This is a genomic window from Pantoea sp. FN0305, from assembly GCF_050113845.1.
Taxonomy (GTDB): domain Bacteria; phylum Pseudomonadota; class Gammaproteobacteria; order Enterobacterales; family Enterobacteriaceae; genus Mixta; species Mixta alhagi.
Genome location: NZ_JBNJSN010000006.1, coordinates 156,843 through 181,034 on the forward strand (window position 1 = coordinate 156,843; position 24,192 = coordinate 181,034).

Annotated in this window: 22 protein-coding genes and 1 tRNA gene; 14 read left to right on the plus strand and 9 right to left on the minus strand. The window is 53.6% G+C overall.

All coding sequences use genetic code 11. From position 1 onward, the window contains the following. Positions 1–47 precede the first annotated feature (47 nt). Positions 48–1,025 carry an elongation factor P--(R)-beta-lysine ligase gene (gene epmA / locus ACQE3Y_RS13620; protein ID WP_085069850.1) on the minus strand — a complete coding sequence of 326 codons (978 nt, stop codon included), beginning with the start codon at positions 1,023–1,025 and terminating at the stop codon, positions 48–50. A 210-nt stretch (positions 1,026–1,235) separates the two neighbouring features. Here epmA and frdA point away from each other — a divergent pair, with 210 nt between their 5' ends. Genes frdA through frdD form a run of 4 tightly spaced genes read left to right on the plus strand, consistent with a single transcriptional unit; the run spans position 1,236 to position 4,523 of the window. Further along, complete coding sequence (gene frdA, locus ACQE3Y_RS13625) at positions 1,236–3,026, plus strand: fumarate reductase (quinol) flavoprotein subunit (RefSeq protein ID WP_426981886.1); 1,791 nt, start codon at positions 1,236–1,238, stop codon at positions 3,024–3,026. Continuing rightward, positions 3,019–3,753 carry a succinate dehydrogenase/fumarate reductase iron-sulfur subunit gene (locus ACQE3Y_RS13630; protein ID WP_250650978.1) on the plus strand — a complete coding sequence of 245 codons (735 nt, stop codon included), beginning with the start codon at positions 3,019–3,021 and terminating at the stop codon, positions 3,751–3,753. The genes frdA and ACQE3Y_RS13630 overlap by 8 nt, the downstream gene beginning before the upstream one ends. A gap of 10 nt (positions 3,754–3,763) precedes the next feature. Next, a complete protein-coding gene (gene frdC, locus ACQE3Y_RS13635; RefSeq protein ID WP_426981887.1) occupies positions 3,764–4,159 on the plus strand; it encodes a fumarate reductase subunit FrdC in 396 nt (131 codons plus the stop codon). 10 nt (positions 4,160–4,169) lie between these two features. Next, entirely contained in the window at positions 4,170–4,523 is a 354-nt protein-coding gene (gene frdD, locus ACQE3Y_RS13640; protein ID WP_426973239.1) for a fumarate reductase subunit FrdD, read from the plus strand. A gap of 4 nt (positions 4,524–4,527) precedes the next feature. On the opposite strand, the gene ACQE3Y_RS13645 is transcribed toward frdD, so the two are convergent. Continuing rightward, positions 4,528–5,976, minus strand: a complete 1,449-nt coding sequence (locus tag ACQE3Y_RS13645) for a flagellin (RefSeq protein WP_426973237.1) — start codon at positions 5,974–5,976, stop codon at positions 4,528–4,530. A 198-nt stretch (positions 5,977–6,174) separates the two neighbouring features. Between ACQE3Y_RS13645 and ACQE3Y_RS13650 the strand changes: the two genes are divergently transcribed. Next, complete coding sequence (locus ACQE3Y_RS13650) at positions 6,175–6,714, plus strand: lipocalin family protein (RefSeq protein WP_426973236.1); 540 nt, start codon at positions 6,175–6,177, stop codon at positions 6,712–6,714. A gap of 89 nt (positions 6,715–6,803) precedes the next feature. Here ACQE3Y_RS13650 and ACQE3Y_RS13655 read toward each other — a convergent pair whose 3' ends face one another. Together ACQE3Y_RS13655 and efp are read right to left on the minus strand one after the other, a co-directional pair. Beyond that, positions 6,804–6,938 (minus strand): entericidin A/B family lipoprotein, encoded by a 135-nt coding sequence (locus ACQE3Y_RS13655; protein ID WP_085069835.1) that lies wholly within the window; start codon positions 6,936–6,938, stop codon positions 6,804–6,806. A gap of 133 nt (positions 6,939–7,071) precedes the next feature. Next, complete coding sequence (gene efp / locus ACQE3Y_RS13660; protein WP_085069833.1) at positions 7,072–7,638, minus strand: elongation factor P; 567 nt, start codon at positions 7,636–7,638, stop codon at positions 7,072–7,074. Between the two features lie 40 nt (positions 7,639–7,678). On the opposite strand from efp, the gene epmB reads away from it, so the two are divergent. The 3 genes from epmB (at position 7,679) to ACQE3Y_RS13675 (ending at position 11,596) form a co-directional block, all read left to right on the plus strand. Continuing rightward, positions 7,679–8,707: an EF-P beta-lysylation protein EpmB gene (gene epmB, locus ACQE3Y_RS13665; protein WP_250650983.1), complete on the plus strand. Its 1,029-nt coding sequence runs from the start codon at positions 7,679–7,681 to the stop codon at positions 8,705–8,707. A 437-nt stretch (positions 8,708–9,144) separates the two neighbouring features. Next, the gene (locus ACQE3Y_RS13670) at positions 9,145–9,573 is read left to right on the plus strand and encodes a DUF1090 domain-containing protein (RefSeq protein WP_426973234.1); all 429 of its coding nucleotides are present in this window, start codon (positions 9,145–9,147) and stop codon (positions 9,571–9,573) included. A gap of 70 nt (positions 9,574–9,643) precedes the next feature. After that, on the plus strand, positions 9,644–11,596 hold the full coding sequence (locus tag ACQE3Y_RS13675) for a fimbria/pilus outer membrane usher protein (protein ID WP_426981888.1): 1,953 nt from the start codon (positions 9,644–9,646) through the stop codon (positions 11,594–11,596). Positions 11,597–11,673: 77 nt separating this feature from the next. On the opposite strand, the gene ACQE3Y_RS13680 is transcribed toward ACQE3Y_RS13675, so the two are convergent. The 4 genes from ACQE3Y_RS13680 to ACQE3Y_RS13695 form a co-directional block, all read right to left on the minus strand. Further along, positions 11,674–12,021 (minus strand): DUF4156 domain-containing protein, encoded by a 348-nt coding sequence (locus tag ACQE3Y_RS13680; RefSeq protein ID WP_085069827.1) that lies wholly within the window; start codon positions 12,019–12,021, stop codon positions 11,674–11,676. 190 nt (positions 12,022–12,211) lie between these two features. Further along, positions 12,212–13,858, minus strand: coding sequence for a chaperonin GroEL (gene groL / locus ACQE3Y_RS13685; protein ID WP_085069825.1), 1,647 nt, complete (start codon positions 13,856–13,858; stop codon positions 12,212–12,214). Positions 13,859–13,904: 46 nt separating this feature from the next. Continuing rightward, the gene (locus tag ACQE3Y_RS13690; protein WP_275555655.1) at positions 13,905–14,198 is read right to left on the minus strand and encodes a co-chaperone GroES; all 294 of its coding nucleotides are present in this window, start codon (positions 14,196–14,198) and stop codon (positions 13,905–13,907) included. A gap of 218 nt (positions 14,199–14,416) precedes the next feature. Next, a complete protein-coding gene (locus tag ACQE3Y_RS13695) occupies positions 14,417–14,878 on the minus strand; it encodes an FxsA family protein (RefSeq protein WP_250650987.1) in 462 nt (153 codons plus the stop codon). A 386-nt stretch (positions 14,879–15,264) separates the two neighbouring features. Between ACQE3Y_RS13695 and aspA the strand changes: the two genes are divergently transcribed. The 6 genes from aspA (at position 15,265) to ACQE3Y_RS13725 (ending at position 21,110) form a co-directional block, all read left to right on the plus strand. Then, complete coding sequence (gene aspA, locus ACQE3Y_RS13700; RefSeq protein WP_250650988.1) at positions 15,265–16,701, plus strand: aspartate ammonia-lyase; 1,437 nt, start codon at positions 15,265–15,267, stop codon at positions 16,699–16,701. Positions 16,702–16,824: 123 nt separating this feature from the next. Continuing rightward, positions 16,825–18,126 carry an anaerobic C4-dicarboxylate transporter gene (locus tag ACQE3Y_RS13705; RefSeq protein ID WP_426981889.1) on the plus strand — a complete coding sequence of 434 codons (1,302 nt, stop codon included), beginning with the start codon at positions 16,825–16,827 and terminating at the stop codon, positions 18,124–18,126. A gap of 106 nt (positions 18,127–18,232) precedes the next feature. After that, a complete protein-coding gene (gene cutA / locus ACQE3Y_RS13710; RefSeq protein ID WP_426981890.1) occupies positions 18,233–18,556 on the plus strand; it encodes a divalent cation tolerance protein CutA in 324 nt (107 codons plus the stop codon). After that, positions 18,532–20,271 carry a protein-disulfide reductase DsbD gene (locus ACQE3Y_RS13715; protein ID WP_426981891.1) on the plus strand — a complete coding sequence of 580 codons (1,740 nt, stop codon included), beginning with the start codon at positions 18,532–18,534 and terminating at the stop codon, positions 20,269–20,271. Before cutA ends, ACQE3Y_RS13715 begins: the two co-directional genes overlap by 25 nt. Positions 20,272–20,346: 75 nt before the next feature. Beyond that, positions 20,347–20,925: a division control transcriptional repressor DicD gene (gene dicD / locus ACQE3Y_RS13720; protein WP_426973225.1), complete on the plus strand. Its 579-nt coding sequence runs from the start codon at positions 20,347–20,349 to the stop codon at positions 20,923–20,925. A gap of 109 nt (positions 20,926–21,034) precedes the next feature. Beyond that, positions 21,035–21,110 (plus strand) — tRNA-Phe (locus ACQE3Y_RS13725). 199 nt (positions 21,111–21,309) lie between these two features. On the opposite strand, the gene ACQE3Y_RS13730 is transcribed toward ACQE3Y_RS13725, so the two are convergent. Continuing rightward, positions 21,310–24,171 carry an autotransporter outer membrane beta-barrel domain-containing protein gene (locus ACQE3Y_RS13730; protein WP_426981892.1) on the minus strand — a complete coding sequence of 954 codons (2,862 nt, stop codon included), beginning with the start codon at positions 24,169–24,171 and terminating at the stop codon, positions 21,310–21,312. Positions 24,172–24,192 lie beyond the last annotated feature (21 nt).

Below are 24,192 nucleotides of genomic sequence, written 5' to 3' on the forward strand. Positions count from 1 at the left end.
GCTGGCTTAACGGCAGGCGGCGTTAAACGCACGCCTGCCGGATGGGTTTAACAGCGGTCAACCGGGAAAGCGATCACTTCGCTCAGGGATTCCGCCTTCAGCGCCAGCATTACCAGACGATCAACGCCAAGCGCGACGCCAGAACAGGCGGGCATGCCATGTTCCAGCGCGGCCAGCAGATTGTTGTCAATCGGCTGCTGCGGCAGGCCTCGCGCGGCGCGACGACGGTTATCCTGTTCAAAGCGCTGACGCTGTTCGCGCGCATCGGTCAGTTCACGGAAGCCGTTCGCCAGCTCGATCCCTTTGAAATAGACTTCAAACCGCTCCGCGACACGATGGTCCTCGGTGCTGATTTCCGCCAGCGCAGCCTGCGTTGCCGGGAAATGGTAAATAAAGGTGGGTTTATCCTGACCAATCTTTGTTTCCACACCCAACATAAACAGCAGTTGCAGCAGCGTGTCGCGATCCTCTTCGGCATTCGCTAAATCGCCTACGCCCAGCTTCTCGGCTACTTCACGCAGCTGTGCCTTATCCGCCGAGAGCGGATCAATCTCCAGATGACGGATAAACGCCTGCTGATAAGAGAGCGATTCCGCCGGCTGGCACTCCAGCACCTGCTGTAGCAAATCGTCTACCTCATTCATCAGACGGTACATATCATAATGCGGGCGATACCACTCCAGCATAGTGAACTCCGGATTATGGTGACGTCCCGCTTCTTCATTACGGAAACTGCGGCCCATCTGGTAGATCGGCCCGCTGCCTGCCGCCAGCAGACGCTTCATATGATATTCCGGGCTGGTCATTAACCAGAGATCTAACCCCTGCGAAGCGCCGGGTCCGACAAAACGGGTCTGGAAGGTGACCAGATGAATATCGGTTACCGTTGCCTGACTCATTGCCGGGGTTTCCACCTCCAGTACGCCGCGATCGGCAAAGAAACGTCGAATTTCCGCAAGGATTTTCGCGCGTTTCAACAGGTTAGAGATGGGTGCGCTCGGCTGCCAGCTTGCCGTCTCGCTCATGGGGTTTACTCCTCAGTCAAACAAGGGGATGCAGTCTACTCGTATCATGGTTATCAAACAAATATCGGCTGATAAATCCAACAAACTTTATTCCGCCGGACCAGGCCGGCTTTCCCACCGTAATACCTGAACAGGTCAATTTTGCGCCTCTCCAGGTGGCATATACTTCCTACCCCAAAAGAGTTATCAAACATTCGACGGGAGGTCACCGTGCAGAGCATTCAGGCCGATTTGGTGGTTGTCGGCGCGGGCGGCGCGGGTTTGCGAGCGGCGATTGCCGCTGCCGTTGCGCAACCGCAGCTGTCCATTGCCCTTGTGTCAAAAGTCTATCCTATGCGTAGCCATACCGTGGCTGCCGAAGGGGGCTCCGCCGCCGTTACCCAGCAGCATGACAGTTTTGATGCCCATTTCCACGACACGGTTGCTGGCGGCGACTGGCTGTGCGAGCAGGATGTCGTGGATTACTTTGTACAGCACTGTCCGCAGGAGATGATCCAGCTGGAACAATGGGGCTGCCCATGGAGCCGCAAACAGGACGGTACGGTTAACGTGCGTCGCTTCGGCGGCATGAAAATCGAGCGTACCTGGTTTGCCGCTGATAAAACCGGCTTTCATATGCTGCATACGCTGTTTCAGACCTCGCTGAAATATCCTCAAATTCGCCGCTTCGATGAGCACTTTGTCCTGGATCTGCTGGTGGATGAGGGGCGTGTCGGCGGTCTGGTGGCGCTGAATATGATGGAAGGCACGCTGGTCACGCTGCGCGCCAACGCCGTAGTGCTGGCCATCGGCGGTGCCGGACGTGTCTACCGCTATAACACCAACGGCAGCATCGTTACCGGTGACGGCATGGGCATGGCGCTGCGTCACGGCGTTCCCCTGCGCGACATGGAGTTTGTGCAGTACCACCCTACCGGCCTGCCTGGCTCCGGCATCTTAATGACGGAAGGCTGCCGTGGCGAAGGCGGAATTCTGGTGAATAAGGATGGCTATCGCTATCTGCAGGATTACGGCCTGGGGCCGGAAACGCCGCCCGGCCAGCCCAAAAACAAATATATGGAGCTGGGGCCGCGCGATAAAGTGTCGCAGGCGTTCTGGCATGAGTGGCAGGCGGGCCGCACCCTCTCCAGCCCGCGCGGCGAAGTGGTTCATCTCGATCTGCGTCATCTCGGTGCCAGGAAACTGCATGAGCGGCTGCCTTTTATCTGTGAGCTGAGCAAAGCCTACGTTGGCGTGGATCCGGTTACCGCCCCGATTCCGGTACGTCCGACGGCGCACTACACCATGGGCGGCATTGAAACCGACGCGCGCGGCGAAACGCGTATCAATGGGCTGTTTGCCGCCGGAGAGTGTGCCGCCATCGGCCTGCATGGTGCTAACCGGCTTGGATCTAACTCGCTGGCGGAGCTGGTGGTGTTTGGGCGTCTGGCTGGCGAACAGGCGGCGGAACGGGCTCTGGAGAATCCTGCCAGCAGCGAGCGGGCGTTAACCGCGCAGGCGAAAGATGTGGAACAGCGCCTGCTGGCGCGTGTTAATCAGCCAGGCACAGAGCGCTGGTCCGCGCTGCGTGATGAGATGGGCCGCAGTATGGAACTGGGCTGCGGGATTTATCGCACCCCTGAGCTGATGCAGCAGACGATCGATACGCTGGCGGATTTAAAAGCGCGCTACCAGCGCCTGCATATCAGCGACAGCAGCAGCGTTTTCAATACGGAACTGCTTTACAGCCTTGAGCTGGAGCATAGCCTGAACGTAGCCGAATGTATGGCGCATGCGGCGATGCATCGCAAAGAGTCCCGCGGCGCTCATCAGCGGCTGGATGAGGGCTGCCGACAGCGCGACGATCAAAATTATCTGCATCATACGCTGACCTTCTTTAACGCCGATGGCGCGCCGCGCATCGAAACCTCCCCGGTAACCATTACCCGCCTGCCGCCTGCCCAGCGCTTATATGGCGCACAGGCGGACGCCGCGCAGGCGCAGGAGACGCCTCATGAATAAACAGCCGACTCTGAATATCACTCTCCAGCGCTATAACCCGGAACAGGACGTTAAACCGCATGATGAACACTTTGCGGTGCCATGGGATGAACAAACCTCGTTACTGGATGCGCTGGGTTATATCAAAGATAACCTGGCGTTGGACTTGGCCTGGCGCTGGTCATGCCGCATGGCGATTTGCGGCTCCTGCGGCATGATGGTTAACGGTATTCCTAAACTCGCCTGTAAAACCTTTTTGCGTGATTACCCGGAGGGCCTGCGCATTGCACCGCTGGCTAATTTTCCGGTTGAGCGCGATTTAGTGGTGGATATGAGCCACTTTATCGCCAGCCTGGAGGCGATTAAGCCGTACATTATTGGCAATCCACGCGTTCCGGCGCAGGGCGCCAACCGGCAAACCCCGGCGCAGATGGCGCGCTATCATCAGTTTTCCGGCTGTATTAATTGCGGCCTGTGCTATGCCGCTTGCCCGCAGTTTGCCCTTAATCCGCAGTTCATCGGCCCGGCCGTTATCGCCCTGGCGCATCGCTACAATCTGGACAGCCGCGATCGCGGCAAGGCTGAACGTATGCCGCTGTTAAACGGCGACAATGGCGTCTGGCCCTGTACCTTTGTTGGCTTTTGCTCTGAAGTCTGCCCTAAACATGTCGATCCGGCTGCGGCTATCCAGCAGGGCAAGGTGGCTAGCGCCAAAGATTATCTGATCGCCCGATTGAAACCGCACTAAGGAGCTGTGAATGATAAGTAAACGCAAACCTTATCTGGCGCCGGTATCAACCAACTGGTGGCGGCAGCTGACTTTTTATCGCTTTTATATGCTGCGTGAAGGCACCGCTCTGCCTGCGCTATGGTTTAGCCTGGAACTGATTTTCGGCCTCTATGCCCTGAAGGGAGGCCCTGAATCCTGGGCGAGCTTTGTGGATTTTCTCCAGCATCCGGCGATATTGCTGTTCAACCTGGCGACGCTGGCCGCCGCGCTGCTGCACAGCAAAACCTGGTTTGGGCTGGCGCCCAGGGCAGCCATTGTGATGGTGAAAGGTGAAAAGCTGAAGCCGCAGCCGATTATTTTCGCTCTGTGGATCGTCACTCTGCTGGTAACGCTGACAGCACTGTGGCTGGCTCTGGCGCAATAAGGAGGAAACAATGCAACAACCACAACGATCGGATGAGCCGCTGTTTTGGGGATTGTTTAGCGCGGGAGGAATGTGGGCGGCCGTGGTATCGCCGGTTGCGGTTCTGCTGATTGGTCTGCTGTTGCCGCTGGGCTGGTGGCCGGAGGACGCGCTAAGCTATGAGCGTATTCGGCAGTTTGCCGCTACCATGCCCGGTCGCGGGCTGATTTTGCTGACGATCGTCCTGCCGTTATGGTGCGCGCTGCATCGCCTGCATCATGGCGCGCACGATCTTCAGTTTTCTATTCCCGCCAGCAAATGGTGGTTCTATGGGCTGGCGGCGATCCTTACGGTGGTGGCCGCTATCGGCGTTTTAACGCTGTAAGCCGTTATTTCAACAACGACAGCATCATCTGCGGCTGCTGGTTCGCCTGGATCAGCACCGCATTGCTGGCCTGCTGGATAATCTGCGCTTTCGTCAGATTACTGGCTTCCAGCGCATAGTCTGCATCCATAATGCGGCTGCGCGCTGCGGTGGTCGCCTGCGTTTGCGCGGAGAGCGTTGCCCGGGTTGATTCCAGACTATTTATCGTGCTGCCATATTCGCCACGATAGCCGCTAACGGTTTGCAGCGCCGTATCCAGCGCGCCCAGCGCTCTTGTCGCCTCTTCTTTTGGATTAAGGCGCGTCGCTGCCAGTCCTAACGAGGCGCTATCGGAAGGCGTCGGCGGGATGGTTTTGGTTTGCAAATCGTCGCCAAAATTGGCGCTGGTTACAATTTGCGTGGGGGTACTGACCTTGACCGGTTCTGCGGGCGTATAGGTCGGCGTCGGCATATTTCCCCAGGTCATACGCGCCGCAAAAGAGCCGTTGCCCACCACCATGATCAGCAGGTCTTCGGTCACGTTATCAATCGCGATATTTTCCCGTGAATTGCCGGTGGAAACGGTGCCATCGTTGTAGCCGCCGGTGCTGGCATCTTCATAACGATCACCATCGCCGCTATAGGTAATGGTCATACCATTATAATTCTGAGTAGCGCTGCCGTTGATGTTATAGCTGCTGCCACCCTGCGACAAAAGAGAGTCATCATAGCTGGCGCCTGGCAAAAAGCCATTCGCTTCGGTAATCACGCTGCTGTCAGCCTGGGCCGCGCTGGAAACCCCTTTGCTGAGCCAGGTGGAATCAGCATCGCTGCCCTGCAGCGCCGTGCCGGTCAGATGTTTGCCGTCACGGGTAAAAATCTGGATATCGTCATCGTATGAGTAAGAGTCGATGCGCAAATTAATATTGGTTGCGCCCGCCGGAATATAAGTCAGTGAAACGATCCCGGACGTAAAACTATAGTTGGAGCCCGGCACCGGAAATTTACTGTTTGCCGACGACACATTGCCCAGCTTCAGCGGCAGTTCCGCCTGCGCCGGAGCCAGCGGATACTTACCGAAAATTTCTGTGTTACCGGCGATCTGATCGATAGTGTCGCTGATTTGCTGAAACTCATCCTGCAAACTTTGGCGATCGCTGTCAGATAACGCATCGTTCACCGAACGGATTGCCAGCTCTTTCGCACGGATCAACAGCTGGGAAATAGAGTCCAGTCCGCCGTCAGCGGTTTCCGACAGGCTGATGCCATCATCCAGCCCACGGCCAATAACCTTATCGGCACCAAGATTGGCAGTCATACGATTAGCAATTGCCTGACCGGCAGCATCATCTTTCGCGTTATTAATACGTAGTCCCGATGAAAGTCGTGCAATAGTCTGACTAAGCTGTGAGGCGTCCTTTGCCTGATTTTTCAGCACATTGGCTGATAACAGATTGGTGTTAATGGTCGCCATGATAAGAAATTCTTCACTGACTGTTATTAGAGTAGAAAGGTTATCGGCGCAGAAACAGATGGCTTTAACGGGTTTACACAGGCTTACCGCCAGGCATCGCGCGGCTTTTTTGCAGATCCACTGATTTTTTTTGAGTTAACGGCGCGTCACGTTTTGACGTCCTATACTTAAGCCGTTAAAACTTATCAGGAAAGCATTATGTCATTGTGGAAAAGCTTTATTGCCAGCGTAGGTGCCCTGCTCTCGGTCGCCTGCAGTACGACGCCGCCCAAAAATGTCACGGTAGTGGAGAACTTTGAGGCCGATCGCTATCTGGGACATTGGTATGAAATTGCCCGTCTCGATCACCGCTTCGAACGTGGGCTTGATCACGTCACTGCCACTTACAGCAAACGGGACGATGGCGGTCTGAAGGTCATTAATCGCGGTTACAGCCCTGAAAAGCAGCGCTGGAAAGAGAGCATCGGAAAAGCTTACTTTACCGGTTCGCCGCAGCGTGCGGCACTCAAAGTCTCTTTCTTTGGCCCGTTTTATGCTGGTTATAACGTGATTGCGCTCGACAGCGACTATCGCTATGCGCTGGTCTGCGGGCCGAACCATAATTATCTGTGGATCCTGTCGCGAACTCCGCAACTGGATGAGTCCATTAAACAGCAGCTCACCGCACAGGCGCGCACGGCCGGTTTCCCGGTGGATAAGCTGATATGGGTAAAACAGGACGGCGTGACGGCACCGTAAACGGGTAATTAAAGCAGAGTGGTGAGCGAGTATTAACAGTGCGGGCAGGCTAAAATGCCGGTACGGAACAGCGTTCCGCACCGTTCAATTTACTGGGCGCCGCGCTGAATCGCCTCACCGCCAGCTTCAACATCTTCGCCTACGCCGCGCGTAGTATTACAAGCGGAGAGCAGAGTAGTAAGAATCAGAGCGGAAAAGATAGCAACAATACTTTTCTTAGACATAGCCATTTCCTTGTTGGTTACAGTTGAAAGTACAGCAACTAAAGCATAGCCGGAAATTAACAGCTTGCCCGTAACCGCAAAGGAAATGACTCGCAATAAAAAAGCGCATCCGGGAGATGCGCCTGATAAAAGCTTATTTTACGCGAGATACGTATTCGCCAGAGCGCGTATCGACTTTGATCACTTCGCCGATCTGCACAAATAACGGAACTTTCACCACCGCGCCGGTGGTCAGGGTGGCCGGTTTGCCGCCAGTACCTGCGGTATCGCCTTTCAGGCCCGGATCGGTATCAACGATTTCCAGCTCAACAAAGTTCGGCGGCGTAACGGCAATCGGGCTACCGTTCCACAGGGTCACGATGCACTCGGCCTGATCCAGCAGCCATTTCGCATTTTCACCTACGGCTTTCGCATCAGCAGCCAGCTGTTCGAAGGTTTCATTGTTCATGAAGTGCCAGAACTCACCGTCGTTATAGAGGTAAGTCAGGTTCATATCCACCACGTCAGCGCCTTCGGCGGAGTCGGTAGATTTAAAAGTTTTTTCGATCAGCTTGCCGGTCAGCAGACGACGCATCTTAACGCGTGCGAACGCCTGGCCTTTGCCCGGTTTAACAAACTCACTGGATTCGATAGCGTAAGGTTCGCCTTCGAACATGATTTTGAGACCGTTGCGAAAATCGTTGCTAGAATAAGTCGCCATAAAGGCCCTCTACAATTAATACTGGTACTTAGCCAAAAAAATGGCACACATTGTAACCCTAAATACCCCATCCAGAGAAGATTGGTTGCAACAACTTGCAGACGTCATCACTGAACCCCATGAATTACTACGCTTTTTAGCGTTGGATCACCATCCACATCTGGCTGCCGGAGAGGATGCGCGTCGGCTTTTTGCCCTGCGCGTGCCGCGTGCCTTTGCGCAACGCATGAAAAAAGGCGATCCCAACGATCCCCTGCTGCTGCAGGTGATCACCGATCGCCAGGAGTTTATTGATGCGCCCGGCTACAGTACCGATCCGCTGGATGAGCAGAGCAGCGTTGTGCCTGGGCTGCTGCATAAATACAGAAATCGGGCGCTACTGCTGGTAAAAGGCGGCTGTGCGGTGAACTGCCGCTACTGCTTCCGTCGTCATTTTCCCTATCAGGATAATCAGGGCAACAAGCGCAACTGGCAGCGCGCGCTGGACTATATCCGCGATCATCAGGAGCTGGATGAGATCATTTTCTCCGGCGGCGATCCCCTGATGGCAAAGGATCATGAGCTGGACTGGCTGATCGGCGAACTGGAAGCGATCCCGCATTTAAAGCGTCTGCGTATTCACAGCCGTTTGCCGGTAGTGATCCCGGCGCGGATCACAGAGAGTTTGTGCCAGCGTCTGGCAAGCTCGCGTCTGCAGGTGCTTATGGTGACCCATATCAACCATGCGCAGGAGATTGATGACGCGCTACGCCACGGTATCGCCATGCTGAAGCGCGCTGGCGTAACCATGCTTAATCAAAGCGTCTTACTACGCGGCATCAATGATGACGCACACACGCTGGCGGCGCTCAGCAATGCGCTGTTTGATGCTGGCGTACTGCCTTATTACCTGCACGTGCTGGATAAAGTGCAGGGCGCAGCGCATTTCTATGTTCCGGACGAGACGGCGCGTGCCATCATGCGACAGCTGCTGGCGCTGGTCTCCGGTTATCTGGTGCCGAAACTGGCGCGGGAAATCGGTGGCGAGCCAAGCAAAACACCGCTCGATTTACAGCTCAGACAATCCTGACTGGACGTCCGGTAATGATCTTATTACCGGACAATATTTTCCCTGACCAAAATTATGCCAATGCCGGCTTCATTTTTTAAGAAACAGAAAATTCATTTAACGCTATTTTTCTCACTTATTAAATAAGCTACAAAATATTATTTATTTTAAGTATTTTCTGTTACCAACAATCGCTAAAGCTCATTCAAATAACCCATAACGAAAATTAAATAGCCAGCACAGCTGTTTTTGCCCGACAATAGTCTGGCCTTTCCCTTCCAGAGATAAATAATCTTTGCCGATAATCATGTAAATAGCGCCAGATGTTCAGGGTAAACGCTGTTATTCGGGAAGAGAAAGCATTGCCGGATTTTACCTTTTTTATTTACCGTTTACTCCACTGCTGTTGGTAAATATAAAGAAAAAGTTCGGATAATATTTTTTTACAAGGAGTTACGATGAAAAAGCTTGCGCTATTTTCCGCCATTATTTTCACCGGCATAGCTAATATCGCCCATGCCAGTAACAGTGACTGTGCAACTAAGCGCGCCGTACTGGAAAGAGAGATCGAAATTGCCCAGCATCATGGCAATATCCATAAAGTTAACGGCCTGAAACAGGCGCTGGCAGAAGTTAAAGCCCACTGTACCCATGACAGGGTTATCGCCAGTGCGCAAAAGGATGTTGCCAAACTGGAGAAAAAGCGGGCTAAAAAACAGGATGAACTGCGAGAAGTACAGGCGGATTTACATGAAGCGCAGGCATCAGGCCGACAGGATAAGGTAAAAAAATATCAGCGCAAGCTAAAAGAAAAACAGGCCGACCTGCGGGAAATTGAGCAAGAACTGGCACAGGCCCGTGCTGAACTGGCTGCCCTGAGGAAATAACCTTACTGCTTTGATAAACGGAAGCGCCCTGCTTCCGTTTTCTGACCGCCCTCCCTCTGTGATGAAATTTTTGCCATTAATTTTGCTGTTCGGTATAGCGTTTGGCCAGCAGGGCAATGCCAGTCTGCCGGTACCGGTAATAGTAAATGACAACCATCAGCCAGAAGCCAGGCTGCTAACGCGGGTTATTCCTGAAAACACCATGTCTCCACGGCAGAGCAGGGTCAGCTTCAGCCGCTGGGATGATGGCATTAACGCATTTTTCATTGATTATCGCGCCCGGCTGGCCCATCTTCAGAGCGGACGTTGCTGTACTGTCTCCGGCGCTGAGCTGGAAATAGAACTTGATAACGGCCTTAATTACGGTCCGTGGCGACTGCGTTATCAAAATACCCTCTGGCGGGGCCCCACCGGCCAACATGGCATATATACCCGCTCGGCCACCCTTTGGCGCAGTATTACTTCCTGGCGAGCAGAACTGCTGGCAGGCGATAGTGAAACAACCCACACCTTGTTTGATTCTCTTCCTTTTCGCGGCATAACCCTGGCGACCAGTGAGGCGATGTTTCCCGACAGATGGCGTCCTTATTCTCCCTGGATAAAGGGTTACGCTAAAAATCATGCTGAAGTAACCCTTAGCCAGAATGGCCTGATCCTGTACCGGCGGCGCGTTCCGCCTGGCTCCTTTGTTATTCAGGATTTTTACCCCTCCACCCGTGATGGAACGCTGGTGCTTACGGTAAAAGAGAGCGACGGCAGCGAATCAAACCGTTATCTGCCCTGGACTGATATGCCCGCTCTGGTTCAACAGAACCATAGCAGTTATGAACTGGTGGCCGGACAATACCGGCCATGGCGAGGCAGCGCGCTGCCGCGCCCTGTTTTTGTTCAGGCCAGCCTGGCGCGGGGAGTAGCCTCAGATATCACACTCTATGCCGGTGTACAACATAGTGAAAGATATGCCAGCTATCTCGCAGGCGCAGGTGTTAATTTGCACAGACTGGGCGCATTTTCAACCGATGTCACCTGGGCACGCTATCGTTCCTCCGCGCAAAGCCAGGAGGGCAGCGTCTGGCGTTTACGCTACGCTAAAGCGTTTTTTGACAGCGCCACCAGCTTTAATACCCTGTTTCGTTATTATCCATCCGGCCAGCAGTATCGTTCGCTGGAAGAAAAGATTACCTACGTCGGAGAAGAGCGCGCCTGGTGGAGTGATGACCTCCCGTATCGTTTGCTGACGCAGGAATTTTGGATCAACCGCTATCTAGACGAAGATCAGAGCCTGAGCTTACGCTATACCCAACAAACCTGGCGGCGGCTGGCGGGAGAGCGACGCGAGCTGTCACTGAGCTACCTGCTGACGCGGGATAATTTCGATATCAGTTTGTGGCTGGGTCACAGCCGTGAGCGATACAGCCGCAGTGAAACCACGCTGGGATTAACCTTTAGCCTGTCGCTGCCAGCGCTCCCCGGTGGCAGTTCGCCCAGTCTGAGTTACAGCCATAATCGTAGCCGGGGTTCGCTATCCAGTCAGGAGATTGGCCTGAGTGGCGCGATGTTTCCTGATTACAGCCTGCGTTACCAGCTAACTGCGATGCACTTTGCGCGCAACGCCAGCCGGTATGATGCTTCTCTGGGTTACCAGTACAATGCAGGAGAAAGCACCTTGCGCTTTGTGCAGGATAATCAGGCCAGCGAATATCATCTTGATATTAGCGGTTCGGTTTTACTGCATTCAGAGGGTGTGACCTTCGGTCAGGCAATGAGCGATACCATGGCGCTTATCGTGGTGCCGAATTCTCCGGGAATCGGTAACTATCAACAATTCGGCGTAACCACTAACGCCAAAGGTGAAGCGCTGGTGGGTTATCTGGTGCCCTGGCGCGCTAACCCGTTAGTGCTGAACAGTTGGCAGCTACCGGACAATGTCTCTTTACCTGAAACGGAATACAGCGTGATGCCGAGCAAAGGCGCAATTGTAAAGGCGGTTTTTTTACCGGCGGAGAGAGGTGAAGGGAGATAAGTTTATAACAGCGTTAAGCCGGAAATATCACAACAGGCACCGGCATAACGCTACAGATTATGGCTGGTAAAAAAGGCTTACGGGCACTTATAGACCTGGCCGGTCATTTTGCTATCGAGCGGAGCGAAGCTGGACCAGATATTTTGCGTAGGACTGGTTGCGCCATAAATCACATTGCCGCCCATCTCCGCCGCCCGGTTGCGTAGATCATTTGCCGCGCCGCGCAGCGAACTGTTTTCACCACCAGCGCCGCTCAGCCAGTTGCTCTGGCTACCGGTAAGCTCACCCAGGAGCTGGCAGGTACTGCCCGGTTGCTGATCGGTAAAGGTGACGCGCTGGCCAGCCGCACTTAGATCTTTGGAGGTGCTACAACCCGCCAGCAGCAACGCTGCTGCAGAAAGCCCCAGCAAGACTTTAATCCGCATGTGATTCCTCATTTATTATCGTCAGTATCCGGTCTGAGCGTATCAGAAAAGAGAGCGTTTTCTTAAACATCCCTTGCCACAAACGTTCAGTATAAACCTGCGCGTTTACTTATACCTTTTTCAGCGGCAAAAGAAAAACCCCCTGCCATTTCTGACAGGGGGTTAAGACAATCTAAGCCGTTGGGGGCAATTACATCATGCCGCCCATACCGCCCATGCCGCCCATACCACCAGCAGCACCTAAGTCGCCTTTGTCGTCTTTCGGCAGGTCAGTCACCATACATTCGGTGGTGATCATCAGACCAGCGACAGAAGCTGCGTACTGCAGCGCAGAACGGGTTACTTTGGTCGGATCCAGGATACCGAAGTCGATCATGTTGCCGTACTCTTCGGTAGCCGCGTTGTAACCGTAGTTACCGTCGCCAGCTTTAACCATGTTAGCCACAACGGACGGCTCTTCACCGGCGTTGGAAACGATCTGACGCAGCGGAGCTTCCATTGCGCGCAGCGCAACTTTGATACCCACGTTCTGGTCTTCGTTCTGGCCAGTCAGCTCAGACAGTTTCGCTGCAACGCGAACCAGAGCAACACCACCGCCAGCTACCACGCCTTCTTCCACCGCAGCACGGGTCGCGTGCAGGGCGTCTTCAACGCGTGCTTTTTTCTCTTTCATTTCAACTTCAGTTGCTGCACCAACTTTCAGTACGGCTACGCCGCCTGCCAGTTTCGCTACGCGCTCCTGCAGTTTTTCTTTATCGTAGTCAGAGGTTGCTTCTTCGATCTGCTGACGGATCTGAGAAACGCGGCCCTGGATAGCGCCTTCTTCACCCACGCCATCGATGATGGTGGTGGTGTCTTTGTTGATCACAACGCGTTTAGCCTGACCCAGGTCTTCCAGCGTTGCTTTTTCCAGCTCCATACCGATCTCTTCAGAGATAACGGTACCGCCGGTCAGGATAGCGATATCCTGCAGCATCGCCTTACGACGGTCGCCGAAGCCCGGCGCTTTCACCGCAGCTACTTTCACGATGCCGCGCATGGTGTTCACTACCAGGGTAGCCAGCGCTTCCCCTTCAACGTCTTCAGCAACGATCAGCAGCGGCTTGCTGGCTTTCGCTACTGCTTCCAGTACCGGCAGCAGTTCACGAATGTTAGAAACTTTTTTATCAACCAGCAGGATGAACGGGCTGTCCAGTTCTACTGCGCCCGTTTCCGGCTTGTTGATGAAGTAAGGAGAGAGGTAGCCGCGATCGAACTGCATACCTTCAACTACGTCCAGCTCGTCCTGCAGACCGGTGCCTTCTTCAACGGTGATAACGCCTTCTTTACCCACTTTTTCCATTGCCTGAGCAATCAGGGTACCGACAGACTCATCAGAGTTAGCGGAGATGGTACCAACCTGGGCGATGGCTTTAGAGTCAGAGCAAGGTACGGACAGCGCTTTCAGCTCTTCAACAGCGGCGATAACGGCTTTATCGATACCGCGTTTCAGGTCCATCGGGTTCATGCCCGCAGCAACAGCTTTCAGGCCTTCGTTAACGATAGACTGAGCCAGTACGGTTGCGGTGGTGGTACCGTCGCCTGCAGTGTCATTTGCTTTAGAGGCGACTTCTTTCACCATCTGCGCGCCCATATTCTCGAACTTGTCTTCCAGTTCGATTTCACGTGCAACGGAGACGCCATCTTTGGTGATGGTCGGCGAACCGAAAGATTTATCCAGCACTACGTTACGGCCTTTCGGGCCCAGGGTAACTTTAACTGCGTCTGCCAGGATGTTCACGCCGCGCAGCATTTTTACACGCGCGTCATTACCGAATTTTACGTCTTTAGCTGCCATTTGAAATTTCCCTTAAATTCGTATGTTCGATGTGGTTTTTGCCTAATCAGGCTTCAACGATTGCCAGAATGTCGCTTTCAGAGATGATCAACACCTCTTCGTTATCGATCTTCTCGGTTTTCGCGCCGTAACCTTCGTTAAAAATCACAACGTCGCCCACTTTCACATCCAGCGGCTTCACGCTGCCGTTTTCCAGGATGCGACCATTGCCCACAGCCAACACTTCGCCACGGGTAGATTTAGCCGCAGCGGAGCCGGTCAGAACGATGCCGCCAGCAGATTTGGATTCAACTTCTTTACGCTTGACGATTACGCGATCGTGCAATGGACGAATGTTCATTTGATAGCTCTCCTTTGAGAAGTCCAATCAGTCATTTTAGGGATGAATGCCGGGCTTATGGGCTTCCGGCCTCGTGGCTCAAGAGATAGGGACAGCCGTTATCGCTTTCAAGGGGCAACACAAAAAAAATTTTTGTTTGGGATCAATTTGCCGACCCGGCTAAGCGGCTGCAGAAAAAAACATGGCGGCTCATTGCCGCCATGTTCAGAGTGAAAATTTTAACGATCCTGATGATCTTTATCGTGGCCAATACGATCGCTGTCTTTGCGCTCGTATTCGCCTTCCATGGTGTAGCCGCTGTCCGGGCCAGCCCCTGGCCCGCGCCAGACGCGCAGGTGCGGCATCAGCTTCAGGGTCAGATGTTTTTGTACCGGCGGCAGCAGTAACAGCAGGCCAAGGAAGTCGGTAAAAAATCCCGGCAGCAGCAGCAGGAAACCAGCGATAATCAGCGAAACGCTTTTGATCATCTCTTCCGCCGGGCTTTCTCCCTGCGCCAGCTTCTGCTGCATCAGCAGAAAGTTCTTCACGCCCTGATTTTTTACCAGCGACACGCCGATGGCGGAGGTAAAGATCACCAGCAGCATCGTCAGTAAAACGCCCATTACGTGCGCCACCTGAATAAACAGGGTGATCTCAATCCAGGCGAATAAAAACAGTATTAGTAACGGTAACCAGCGCACCGTATTCTCCTTTAGTCGGGCTGCCACGCCTGCGGCGCAGCGGCGATATTCTTTAGTTCAAACGCGATCAACCTGCGTTGTCGCGTTAACGTCATAGCAAACTATGGCGCAGATAAGCTACAGAGATGGGTGCGCGCACGTTAATTTTCAACCAGGGTGCTGGATTTTTCCCACCTGCGGCGATTTTGGGATTATGATCACAGCCTAAAGCTGGCTCTGCGTCAGCTTTTCTTCGAATCGCGATCTGGACTCAGATATTTGTGTCGCTTAAGCCTATGATCGTGCGGCCAGGCCGATAAGGGACAATTTATCTGCCGGGCTTAATCCGACACGATAACCACATCACCTGTAATGATGTAACCGGTAGCTCTAACAAGAAGGTTCCCATGGCAAATAACATTCGTATCGAAGAAGACCTGCTAGGCATGCGTGAAGTTCCGGCGGATGCGTATTACGGCGTTCATACTTTGCGTGCGATTGAGAATTTCTGTATCAGCAGCCATAAAATCAGCGACATTCCTGAGTTTGTGCGCGGCATGGTAATGGTGAAGAAAGCGGCAGCGCTGGCCAATAAAGAGCTGCAGACCATCCCTCGTCATATTGCCAATACCATTATCCAGGCGTGTGATGAGGTATTGAATAACGGCAAATGCATGGACCAGTTCCCGGTTGATGTCTATCAGGGGGGCGCAGGCACCTCGGTAAATATGAACACCAATGAGGTGTTGGCTAATATCGGGCTTGAACTGATGGGGCACCAGAAAGGGGAATATCAGTTTCTGAACCCGAATGACCATGTCAATAAATGCCAGTCCACCAACGACGCTTATCCTACCGGCTTTCGTATCGCGGTTTACGCCTCCATTCTGAAACTGCTGGATGCGATCGCCCAGTTGGGCGATGGTTTTGAGCGTAAAGCCATCGAGTTTGAAACGATTCTGAAGATGGGTCGCACGCAGCTACAGGATGCCGTGCCGATGACGTTGGGCCAGGAATTCCACGCCTTTAACGTCCTGCTGAAAGAAGAGATTAAAAACATTACCCGAACCGCCGAGCTGCTGCTGGAGGTTAACCTTGGCGCTACGGCCATCGGCACGCGTCTGAATACGCCGGAGGGCTATCAGCAACTGGCGGTAGAAAAACTGGCCGAGGTCACCAACCTGCCGGTTACGCCTGCTGAAGATCTGATCGAAGCAACGTCCGACTGCGGCGCCTATGTGATGGTGCATTCCGCGTTGAAACGCCTTGCGGTCAAGCTGTCGAAAATCTGCAACGATTTACGTCTGCTCTCTTCGGGTCCGCGCGCCGGCCTGAACGAAATCAACCTGCCGGAGCTGCAGGCAGGTTCTTCTATTATGCCAGCCAAAGTGAACCCAGTGGTGCCGGAAGTAGTAAACCAGGTTTGCTTTAAAGTGATCGGCAATGACACTACCGTGACCATGGCCTCCGAGGCAGGCCAGCTTCAGCTTAACGTGATGGAACCGGTAATCGGCCAGGCGATGTTTGAATCTATTCAGATCCTGACCAATGCCTGCTATAACCTGCTGGAAAAATGCGTTGACGGCATTACCGCCAATAAAGCGGTTTGTGAAGCGTACGTGTTTAACTCTATCGGTATCGTGACCTATCTCAACCCTTACATTGGTCACCATAACGGTGATATTGTCGGAAAAATCTGTGCTGAAACCGGCAAAAGCGTCAGAGACGTGGTGCTGGAGCGCGGTCTGCTGACCGAAGCCGAACTGGACGATATCTTTTCCGTTCCTAACCTGATGCGTCCTGTTTATAAAGCAAAACGCTATACCGATGAAAATGAAAATTAAGCCCGACTCTTAACGCATTGCAGGCACGTCTGTTCGCTGAACAACGTGCCTTTTTTATTGCCGCAGCATACAAATTTTTAACTTCTTTTTATTATTTTTATCATCTTTATAAGGGGTCATATTATGGTGGGAGTAGAGCTGGTTATCGTCCTGCTGGCAATCTATTTGGGTGCCAGGCTGGGGGGTATCGGCATCGGCTTTGCAGGCGGTCTGGGCGTGCTGGTATTGACGCTATTGTGCCAAATGAAGCCGGGGGCCATTCCTTTCGATGTTATCGAAATTATTATGGCCGTGATTTCCGCTATTGCCGCTATGCAGGTGGCGGGCGGTATGGATTACCTGGTGAGCCTTGCTGAGCGGCTGCTGCGTAAGCATCCCCGCTACGTTACTTTCCTCGCGCCGCTGGTGACCTATTGTATGACGCTGCTGGCAGGCACCGGCCATACTGCGTTCTCTACGCTGCCGGTTATTGCCGAAGTCGCCAAAGAGCAAGGCGTGCGTCCGTCACGCCCGCTATCTATCGCTGTTGTCGCGTCGCAGATTGCCATTACCGCCTCACCGATCTCTGCCGCCGTGGTCTATTTCGCCGGGATTCTTGAGCCGCGCGGTATCGGCTATCTGGCGCTGTTGGGCGTGGCAATTCCTTCTACCATGGCGGCGATTTTCGTGGCGGCGCTGGTAACGAACTTTCTCGGCAAAGAGTTGCAGGACGATCCAATTTACCAGGCGCGTCTGGCAAAAGGGGAAGTGACGCTGCGCGGCTCGCAGGTTTTCGAAGAGAAGCCGGGCGCAAAACGCTCGGTGCTGCTGTTTCTGATCGGTATTGTGGCCGTCATGCTTTATGCCACCGCAATCAGCGAAAATGTCGGTCTGATCCAGAATCCGCTGCTGCCGCGCAACGAAGCGATTGTGGTGTTTATGCTGACCATCGCCACGCTGATTTGCCTGAGCTGTAAAGTGGATACCAGCGCTATCCTCAGCGCCAGCACATTTAAATCGGGCATGAGCGCCTGTATCTGTGTGATGGGGGTCGCCTGGCTGGGGGATACCTTTGTAAAAGGGCATATCAATGATATTCAGATGCTGGCCGGAGAGCTGCTGAATAATCATCCGTGGATGCTGGCGCTGGTGCTGTTTTTTGCTTCCACCCTGCTCTATTCCCAGGCGGCAACCACGAAAGCACTGATGCCTGCTGCGCTGATGCTGGGCGTCTCGCCGATCACTGCCGTGGCCTCTTTCGCTGCCGTTTCCGCGCTGTTTGTGTTGCCTACCTACCCAACGCTGCTGGCTGCGGTTGAGATGGATGACACCGGCTCCACGCGCATCGGCAAGTTTGTTTTTAACCACTCGTTTCTGATCCCCGGCACGCTCGCGATTGTGCTGTCGGTGGCGTTTGGTTTTCTGTTCGGACAGCTGTTTTTGTAGCATCCCCGGTAACCCGGTGCACGCCGGGTTACCTCTGCTTACCGCCAGTCAAAAATATCCGCATCGGCCCGTGCTATGATTGCACTTTTAGTCTCAGGAGCGAGCCATGACTTTATCTACCGCCGTCATTGTTCTTTGTACCGTCCCCGACAGCGCCACCGCCCAACAGCTGGCTGATAAAGCGCTCTCGGCGCGGCTGGCTGGCTGCGTAACCGTTTTACCAGGCGCGACCTCTTATTATGTCTGGCAGGGGCAGCGCGAAAGCGCCAGCGAAGTGCAGATGCTGCTTAAAAGCGATGTCACTCATCAGCAGGCGCTAATCGAATTGCTGAAAGCGGAACATCCCTACGATACGCCCGAACTGCTGGTGCTGCCGGTACAACATGGAGAGAGTGATTACCTGTCATGGCTCAGCGCATCGCTTCGATAATATTATTATTCATTAGCGCCATTCTTTGTTTGCCCGCGCAAGCCGGACTGTTTGATAAAGATTCACAAAGCGGCTTTGTGCCGGTTAATGAGGCCTTCTCCTTTGATTTCAGTCAGCAGGGCGATCGTTTAACGCTGCGCTGGCAGGTCAAACCCGGCTATTACCTCTACCGGCAGCAAATCAGCCTGACCGCCAGGCAGGCGAAGCTGGCTCCGCTGCAGTTGCCGACAGGCCAGCCGCATGAGGATGAGTTTTACGGCAAGAGTGAAATCTATCCGCAGGATCTCACCATCCCGGTAACCATTGCGGAAGCTGGCGATAATGCCAGCGTGACGCTGCGCTATCAGGGCTGCGCCGCAGCGGGCTTTTGCTATCCGCCGGAAACGCGTGAAATCCCGCTGTCGGCGGTCGCGGCGGCATTCACGAAGCCAGCCCCCGCTTTCGACGCTGCAGCGCCGGTTACCTCTTCCGCCGCCAAGAAGCCGCTAACGGAGAGCACGCCGCTGCCCTTCTCACCCTTGTGGGCATTGCTGATTGGTATCGGCGTTGCCTTCACGCCCTGCGTATTGCCAATGTATCCATTGATTTCCGGCATCATTCTTGGCGGCAACCGTCAGCTATCGAGCGGCCGCCTGCTGGCGCTGTCTATGGTCTACGTACAGGGCATGGCGCTGACCTATACGCTGTTGGGCGTGGTGGTTGCCGCCGCAGGCTTACGCTTTCAGGCGGCGCTGCAGCATCCGTATGTGCTGATCGCGCTCTCGCTGCTGTTTGTGCTGCTGGCGTTATCAATGTTCGGCCTCTTTACTCTGCAGCTGCCTGCCAGCCTGCAAACGCGACTGACGCTCTGGAGCAACCGTCAACGCGGTGGTTCGCTGCCCGGCGTATTTTTGATGGGCGCGCTGGCGGGCTTGATTTGTTCCCCCTGCACCACCGCGCCGCTCAGCGCCATCCTGCTTTATATTGCCCAAAGCGGCAATATGTTGGCGGGCGCTGGCACGCTGTGGCTGTACGCTTTTGGCATGGGTCTGCCGCTGATTGCCGTTACGCTGTTTGGCAATCGCCTGCTGCCGAAAAGCGGCCCGTGGATGCAGACGGTTAAAGAAGGATTTGGCTTTGTGATTCTGGCACTGCCGGTGTTTCTGCTGGAGCGTATCCTTGGCGATAGCTGGGGGCTGCGGCTCTGGAGCCTGCTGGCAGTCAGCTTTTTTGCCTGGGCCTTTATTATCAGCCTGCAGGCGCGGCGTGGCTGGTTACGCGTGGCGCAGGTACTGCTGCTGGCGGCGGCGCTGGTCAGCGCACAGCCTTTGCAGCAGTGGGCCTTCGGCACGCAGACGTCTGCCGCTGCGCATACGGAGTTGAACTTCACTCGCGTGAGCAGCGTCGCGCAGCTGGATGCCCGGCTACAGCAGGCGCACGGCAAAATAACTATGCTGGATTTCTATGCCGACTGGTGCGTTGCCTGCAAAGAGTTCAGCAAATATACCTTCAGCGATGCCGGAGTGCGGCAGGCGTTGATGTCGATGGTGCTGCTGCAGGCGGATGTCACTGCCAACAGCCAGCAGGATAGCGCGCTGTTGCAGCATTTACAGGTGCTGGGGCTGCCCACTATTCTGTTTTTTGATGCACAGGGCAAAGAGATCCCTGGCTCGCGTATAACAGGTTATCTGAACGCCGCCGCATTTCAGGCGCATTTGCAGAAACTGGCGCGGTAAACGACACTGGAGTCTGGTTCAATGAACGTGACTGCCGATTTACCGACAGAAAAACGCTTACAGGAGAGGTTTTACGTGCAACGTGAACAGGTACTCGACCACGCACTAAACGTACTGGAACAAAATGGTCTTGCGGGCACCGTCTCGCTGGAGGAGCTGGCTGGTCAGGTTGCGGTCCCTTATGATCAACTAAAACGTTTCTGGCCCGACCGTGAGGCGTTGCTGTATGACGCGTTGCGCTATCATGGTCAACAGATCGATAGCTGGCGTCGTCAGCTCCTGCTGGATGACACCCTCAGCGCCGAGGAAAAACTGCTGGCACGTTATAAAGTGCTGGAAGAATCCGTCGGCAATGGTCGCTTTCCGGGCTGTTTGTTTATTGCCGCCTGTAGTTTTTACCCGCAGGCCGATCACCCGGTGCATCAGCTGGCCGAGCAGCAAAAACGCGCCTCCTGGCAATACACCCATGAGCTGTTAACAATGCTGGGCACGGATAATCCAACGCTGATAGCCGATCAGATGGAGCTGGTGCTGGAAGGCTGTCTGAGCAAGCTGCTGGTGAAACGCAATCAGCAGGATGTGGCTATTGCTCGTCAGCTGGCGGAAGATGTATTGCATATCGCGCTTTGTCGTCGAAACGGCGCGCTAACCTGACAATTTTTCGTCACTCTGCGCGAAAAGCAGGCGATCGGCCGCATTTCCGTAACTTTTTCACAGAAAGCCGTTGACCCCTGTTAGCCTTTACGGTTTAATGCGCCCCGTTGCCCGGATAGCTCAGTCGGTAGAGCAGGGGATTGAAAATCCCCGTGTCCTTGGTTCGATTCCGAGTCCGGGCACCACTATTTAAAGAACCCGCCCACAAGGCGGGTTTTTGCTTTCCTGCGTACGGACTCTTCATCGAACGCATTCGATTATTCGCCCTCTCCTGAGGCTGATCCTACAGGGCCAGCGCAAGCGCTGTGTCAGCAGGAAGGCAAGTCCCGGACCATGTTTATCCGCTTCATCGTCATCAAATTGTTGCATGACAAGAGCTGGTTGTTAAAAGTTATATTTCATTCCTACTATCGCGGCAGTGTCGTTATAGCCAGCATCGCCTATCTGTACGCCGACATTACCCCAGACATTCAAGCGTGGATTAATTTTTCCTTCTAGCCCGATCTTCACTTCAGCCAGATTCGTCGCGCCATTCTGGCTTACCCGTATACCATCCATTTTCGTGGCGAAATTTCGCGTGTTATGTAACCAGTTCAACGCGATATAAGGCTGAAATTCACGCTGCTTAACGTTATCGCGCATGTGGTGACCGTTAAGCCAGGTTTTAATGCCCATTCGGGTCATCCAGTTCCCGTCGCCCTTGCCCTGTATTCGGGTGCCATTTGCTTCCTGATGATCATCGGCGCGTACACCCATCCACACCGCCTGAATCTGCGGTTGAACAAACCACTCATTAAGTGTGCCATGACTGCCCCAGAACTGGCCGGTTTTCCAGGTGTAACCGCCTTCCAGCGAAGCGGTAAATCCGTGCGACTTATAAATTTCAGCCGCCAGTTTTTCGCCGCTCACTTCATTATTAAACCAGCTATATTGCAACCAGCTATCCAGCCAGGCCCCGGTATGGTTTTCTTGGTTCGCATACCATGTTGCATAACCCCCGACGCTATACCCTTTAACAGAGCCCTTCGAGTGATAACCGTTTACGCGATTATCTGTCGTGCTGTGGCTATTGGCATAGCCTGCCATAAACCCGACATGCCAGCGATCTGTACCATCGGTACTCCAGCGCGCGACATCTCCTCCTAGCTGTGCCACATAACGATTGCTTTGGGTTTTTAACTGCCCGCTACCGTCGCGCCACACGTTATGCCCGCCGACCTGTCGTAGCCACAGGCTGGTGATTTCCCTCTGACTCAGGAGCGTATCGCTAAATTGCGGCTCTCCAAGTCGATCGTGCAGCGTCATCATAAACAGGGTATTTCCCGCCGCCAGATTTGCGATGTAGCTTCCGCCTTCTGGGCGAACAACAGCCGTCGACCCGAAATCGGGTGTCGGCGCGGGGTCAACCGGCGTTAACTGGCTGGTCAGATACCAGCTTTCCCCCTTACGAACGAGATCGTAATCATATGCCCCGGCAACAATACGGCCCGACTTAACAAAGTTGCCGATGGAAGTACCGCCAACATCAACAATTTCAATACCTTCAACGGTTTTTGCGCCATATCCACCAAGATTATTAATGGAAATACGGGTTGTTCCCTGGAGAACGTCCCCTCCGACAATCAGTTTGTTTGACGGTGAACCGTCATCGCCTAATACACTATTCATCACCAACAGACCACCATCACCCAAGTAATTGCCCGTTACGGTTAGGGTGTCGAACTTGTTTACGTCAGAAAATGTAATAGTGCCGTTATTTATCAGTTGCCCGACGCTTGAGCTGTTGCTCATGTTCCAGCGACTACTGTCATCAAGCACGAGAGAAGTTGTATGAGTAACCGCTCCCATCAGCACCGAGCCAGATGCAAGATTCACCACTACCGCGTTACCTGGATCTGACACAGAGATATCGCCATTTAGCGTACTATTTACTGCGCTAAACGTTACGTCGCTGTAGAGGTTATTGGCAGGATCGAGCGCATCTTCATAATTGCTGACTGTCATCAATTGACCATTCCCTCCTGTCAGTACGGAGTTTTTTACTTCCAGCACCAGATTGGTGGTATCAACTTGAATCGCCTGTGCCTGATCTGCGTGAAGCATCACATTGTCCAGCGATACATCATTTTTCAGCGATGAGGAATAGCCATTCACAAACAATCCACTAGCCCCATAGCCAGAAGTGGAGATAAGACTATTGCTGATATCCAGCGTGCCGGCATGGCTCCATACCCCGAAGCTTTTATTGCCTGCGGTATTGACCTCCACATTATTGGCGGTGATTTTCGAGCCAGGGTAAGCCAGCAGGCCGGGAGCCAGCTTACCGTACGTTGCAATTGTGCTGTTATTCAGCCTCCCTTGCCCTCCAGACGCCGTAAACATCCCCGCGCCACCTGTTCCCGTGGTTGTGACCGCCAGTCCATCCCCCTGGATCTGGCTTTCGGTATACAATCCGTAGGCGTTTTCACCTTGCGCTTCAAGAGTACTATTCGTGACGCTTGCTCTTCCTCGCTGAGCATTAACCGCAATAGATCGGTCACCCTGAGTAGTAATGGTAGCGTTGTCCACCGTAACGGAGGAATCCGATGAGGCGACCCAAACTGCATCGCTATATGCGCCCTGCGTAAAATAATCTCCTCCCTCAATAACGACTTTTGCATTTGAGTTAACATTGACTGCATAGCTGCTATTGCCCTGGGTACTGGCCGATACATTCTTTAAGGTCAGTTCGCCCGCGCTGACTCGAATGGCTTCGCCAGAATCGATCGTAATCGTTCCATCAGTGACGTCTGCCTTTGCCAGGCTACCCATGCCAGACCAGCTACCATCAAGCACCAATCCATTCGCGCTTCCCTGGCCTGTGATGGTCATATTATCAATCGCGGCAACACTGCTGTTTGCCAGATATAATCCGGCACCCCGATGACCGGTGACATTGATTTGCAACCCTTGAGCCGTGAGCTTGCTATTATCAACCCAGGCTCCGCCTCCATGAATGCTGGAACTATTCAGTTCAACATTTGTGGCAGTTAAATCTGCGCCGTTTTTTGCCTCAATAATAAAATTGCCGTTAGTGCCATTGGCAAGGGTTATATTTTCAATTGTGCGTACAGTCCCATTAGCTATAATTGCATCAGTATTCACTGCCCATACGTATGAACATGAAACAAGATAAACGGGTAAAATATACAGTTGGCAATGCGAAGAAAGATACAAATGCCGTTTATTATGTAAGTCCTTATTCATAGTCAATTCCTTTTAAGTTGT

What these genes read in the sequence shown, in the direction of transcription:
- epmB (WP_250650983.1), top strand. Translation starts at nt 7,679, where the DNA reads ATGGCACACATTGTAACCCTAAATACCCCATCCAGAGAAGATTGGTTG.
- efp (WP_085069833.1), bottom strand. Translation starts at nt 7,638, where the DNA reads ATGGCGACTTATTCTAGCAACGATTTTCGCAACGGTCTCAAAATCATG.
- aspA (WP_250650988.1), top strand. Translation starts at nt 15,265, where the DNA reads ATGGCAAATAACATTCGTATCGAAGAAGACCTGCTAGGCATGCGTGAA.
- ACQE3Y_RS13630 (WP_250650978.1), top strand. Translation starts at nt 3,019, where the DNA reads ATGAATAAACAGCCGACTCTGAATATCACTCTCCAGCGCTATAACCCG.
- frdD (WP_426973239.1), top strand. Translation starts at nt 4,170, where the DNA reads ATGCAACAACCACAACGATCGGATGAGCCGCTGTTTTGGGGATTGTTT.
- ACQE3Y_RS13650 (WP_426973236.1), top strand. Translation starts at nt 6,175, where the DNA reads ATGTCATTGTGGAAAAGCTTTATTGCCAGCGTAGGTGCCCTGCTCTCG.
- groL (WP_085069825.1), bottom strand. Translation starts at nt 13,858, where the DNA reads ATGGCAGCTAAAGACGTAAAATTCGGTAATGACGCGCGTGTAAAAATG.
- ACQE3Y_RS13690 (WP_275555655.1), bottom strand. Translation starts at nt 14,198, where the DNA reads ATGAACATTCGTCCATTGCACGATCGCGTAATCGTCAAGCGTAAAGAA.
- ACQE3Y_RS13705 (WP_426981889.1), top strand. Translation starts at nt 16,825, where the DNA reads ATGGTGGGAGTAGAGCTGGTTATCGTCCTGCTGGCAATCTATTTGGGT.
- ACQE3Y_RS13680 (WP_085069827.1), bottom strand. Translation starts at nt 12,021, where the DNA reads ATGCGGATTAAAGTCTTGCTGGGGCTTTCTGCAGCAGCGTTGCTGCTG.
- ACQE3Y_RS13715 (WP_426981891.1), top strand. Translation starts at nt 18,532, where the DNA reads ATGGCTCAGCGCATCGCTTCGATAATATTATTATTCATTAGCGCCATT.
- ACQE3Y_RS13670 (WP_426973234.1), top strand. Translation starts at nt 9,145, where the DNA reads ATGAAAAAGCTTGCGCTATTTTCCGCCATTATTTTCACCGGCATAGCT.
- frdC (WP_426981887.1), top strand. Translation starts at nt 3,764, where the DNA reads ATGATAAGTAAACGCAAACCTTATCTGGCGCCGGTATCAACCAACTGG.
- cutA (WP_426981890.1), top strand. Translation starts at nt 18,233, where the DNA reads ATGACTTTATCTACCGCCGTCATTGTTCTTTGTACCGTCCCCGACAGC.
- ACQE3Y_RS13730 (WP_426981892.1), bottom strand. Translation starts at nt 24,171, where the DNA reads ATGAATAAGGACTTACATAATAAACGGCATTTGTATCTTTCTTCGCAT.
- ACQE3Y_RS13655 (WP_085069835.1), bottom strand. Translation starts at nt 6,938, where the DNA reads ATGTCTAAGAAAAGTATTGTTGCTATCTTTTCCGCTCTGATTCTTACT.
- epmA (WP_085069850.1), bottom strand. Translation starts at nt 1,025, where the DNA reads ATGAGCGAGACGGCAAGCTGGCAGCCGAGCGCACCCATCTCTAACCTG.
- ACQE3Y_RS13645 (WP_426973237.1), bottom strand. Translation starts at nt 5,976, where the DNA reads ATGGCGACCATTAACACCAATCTGTTATCAGCCAATGTGCTGAAAAAT.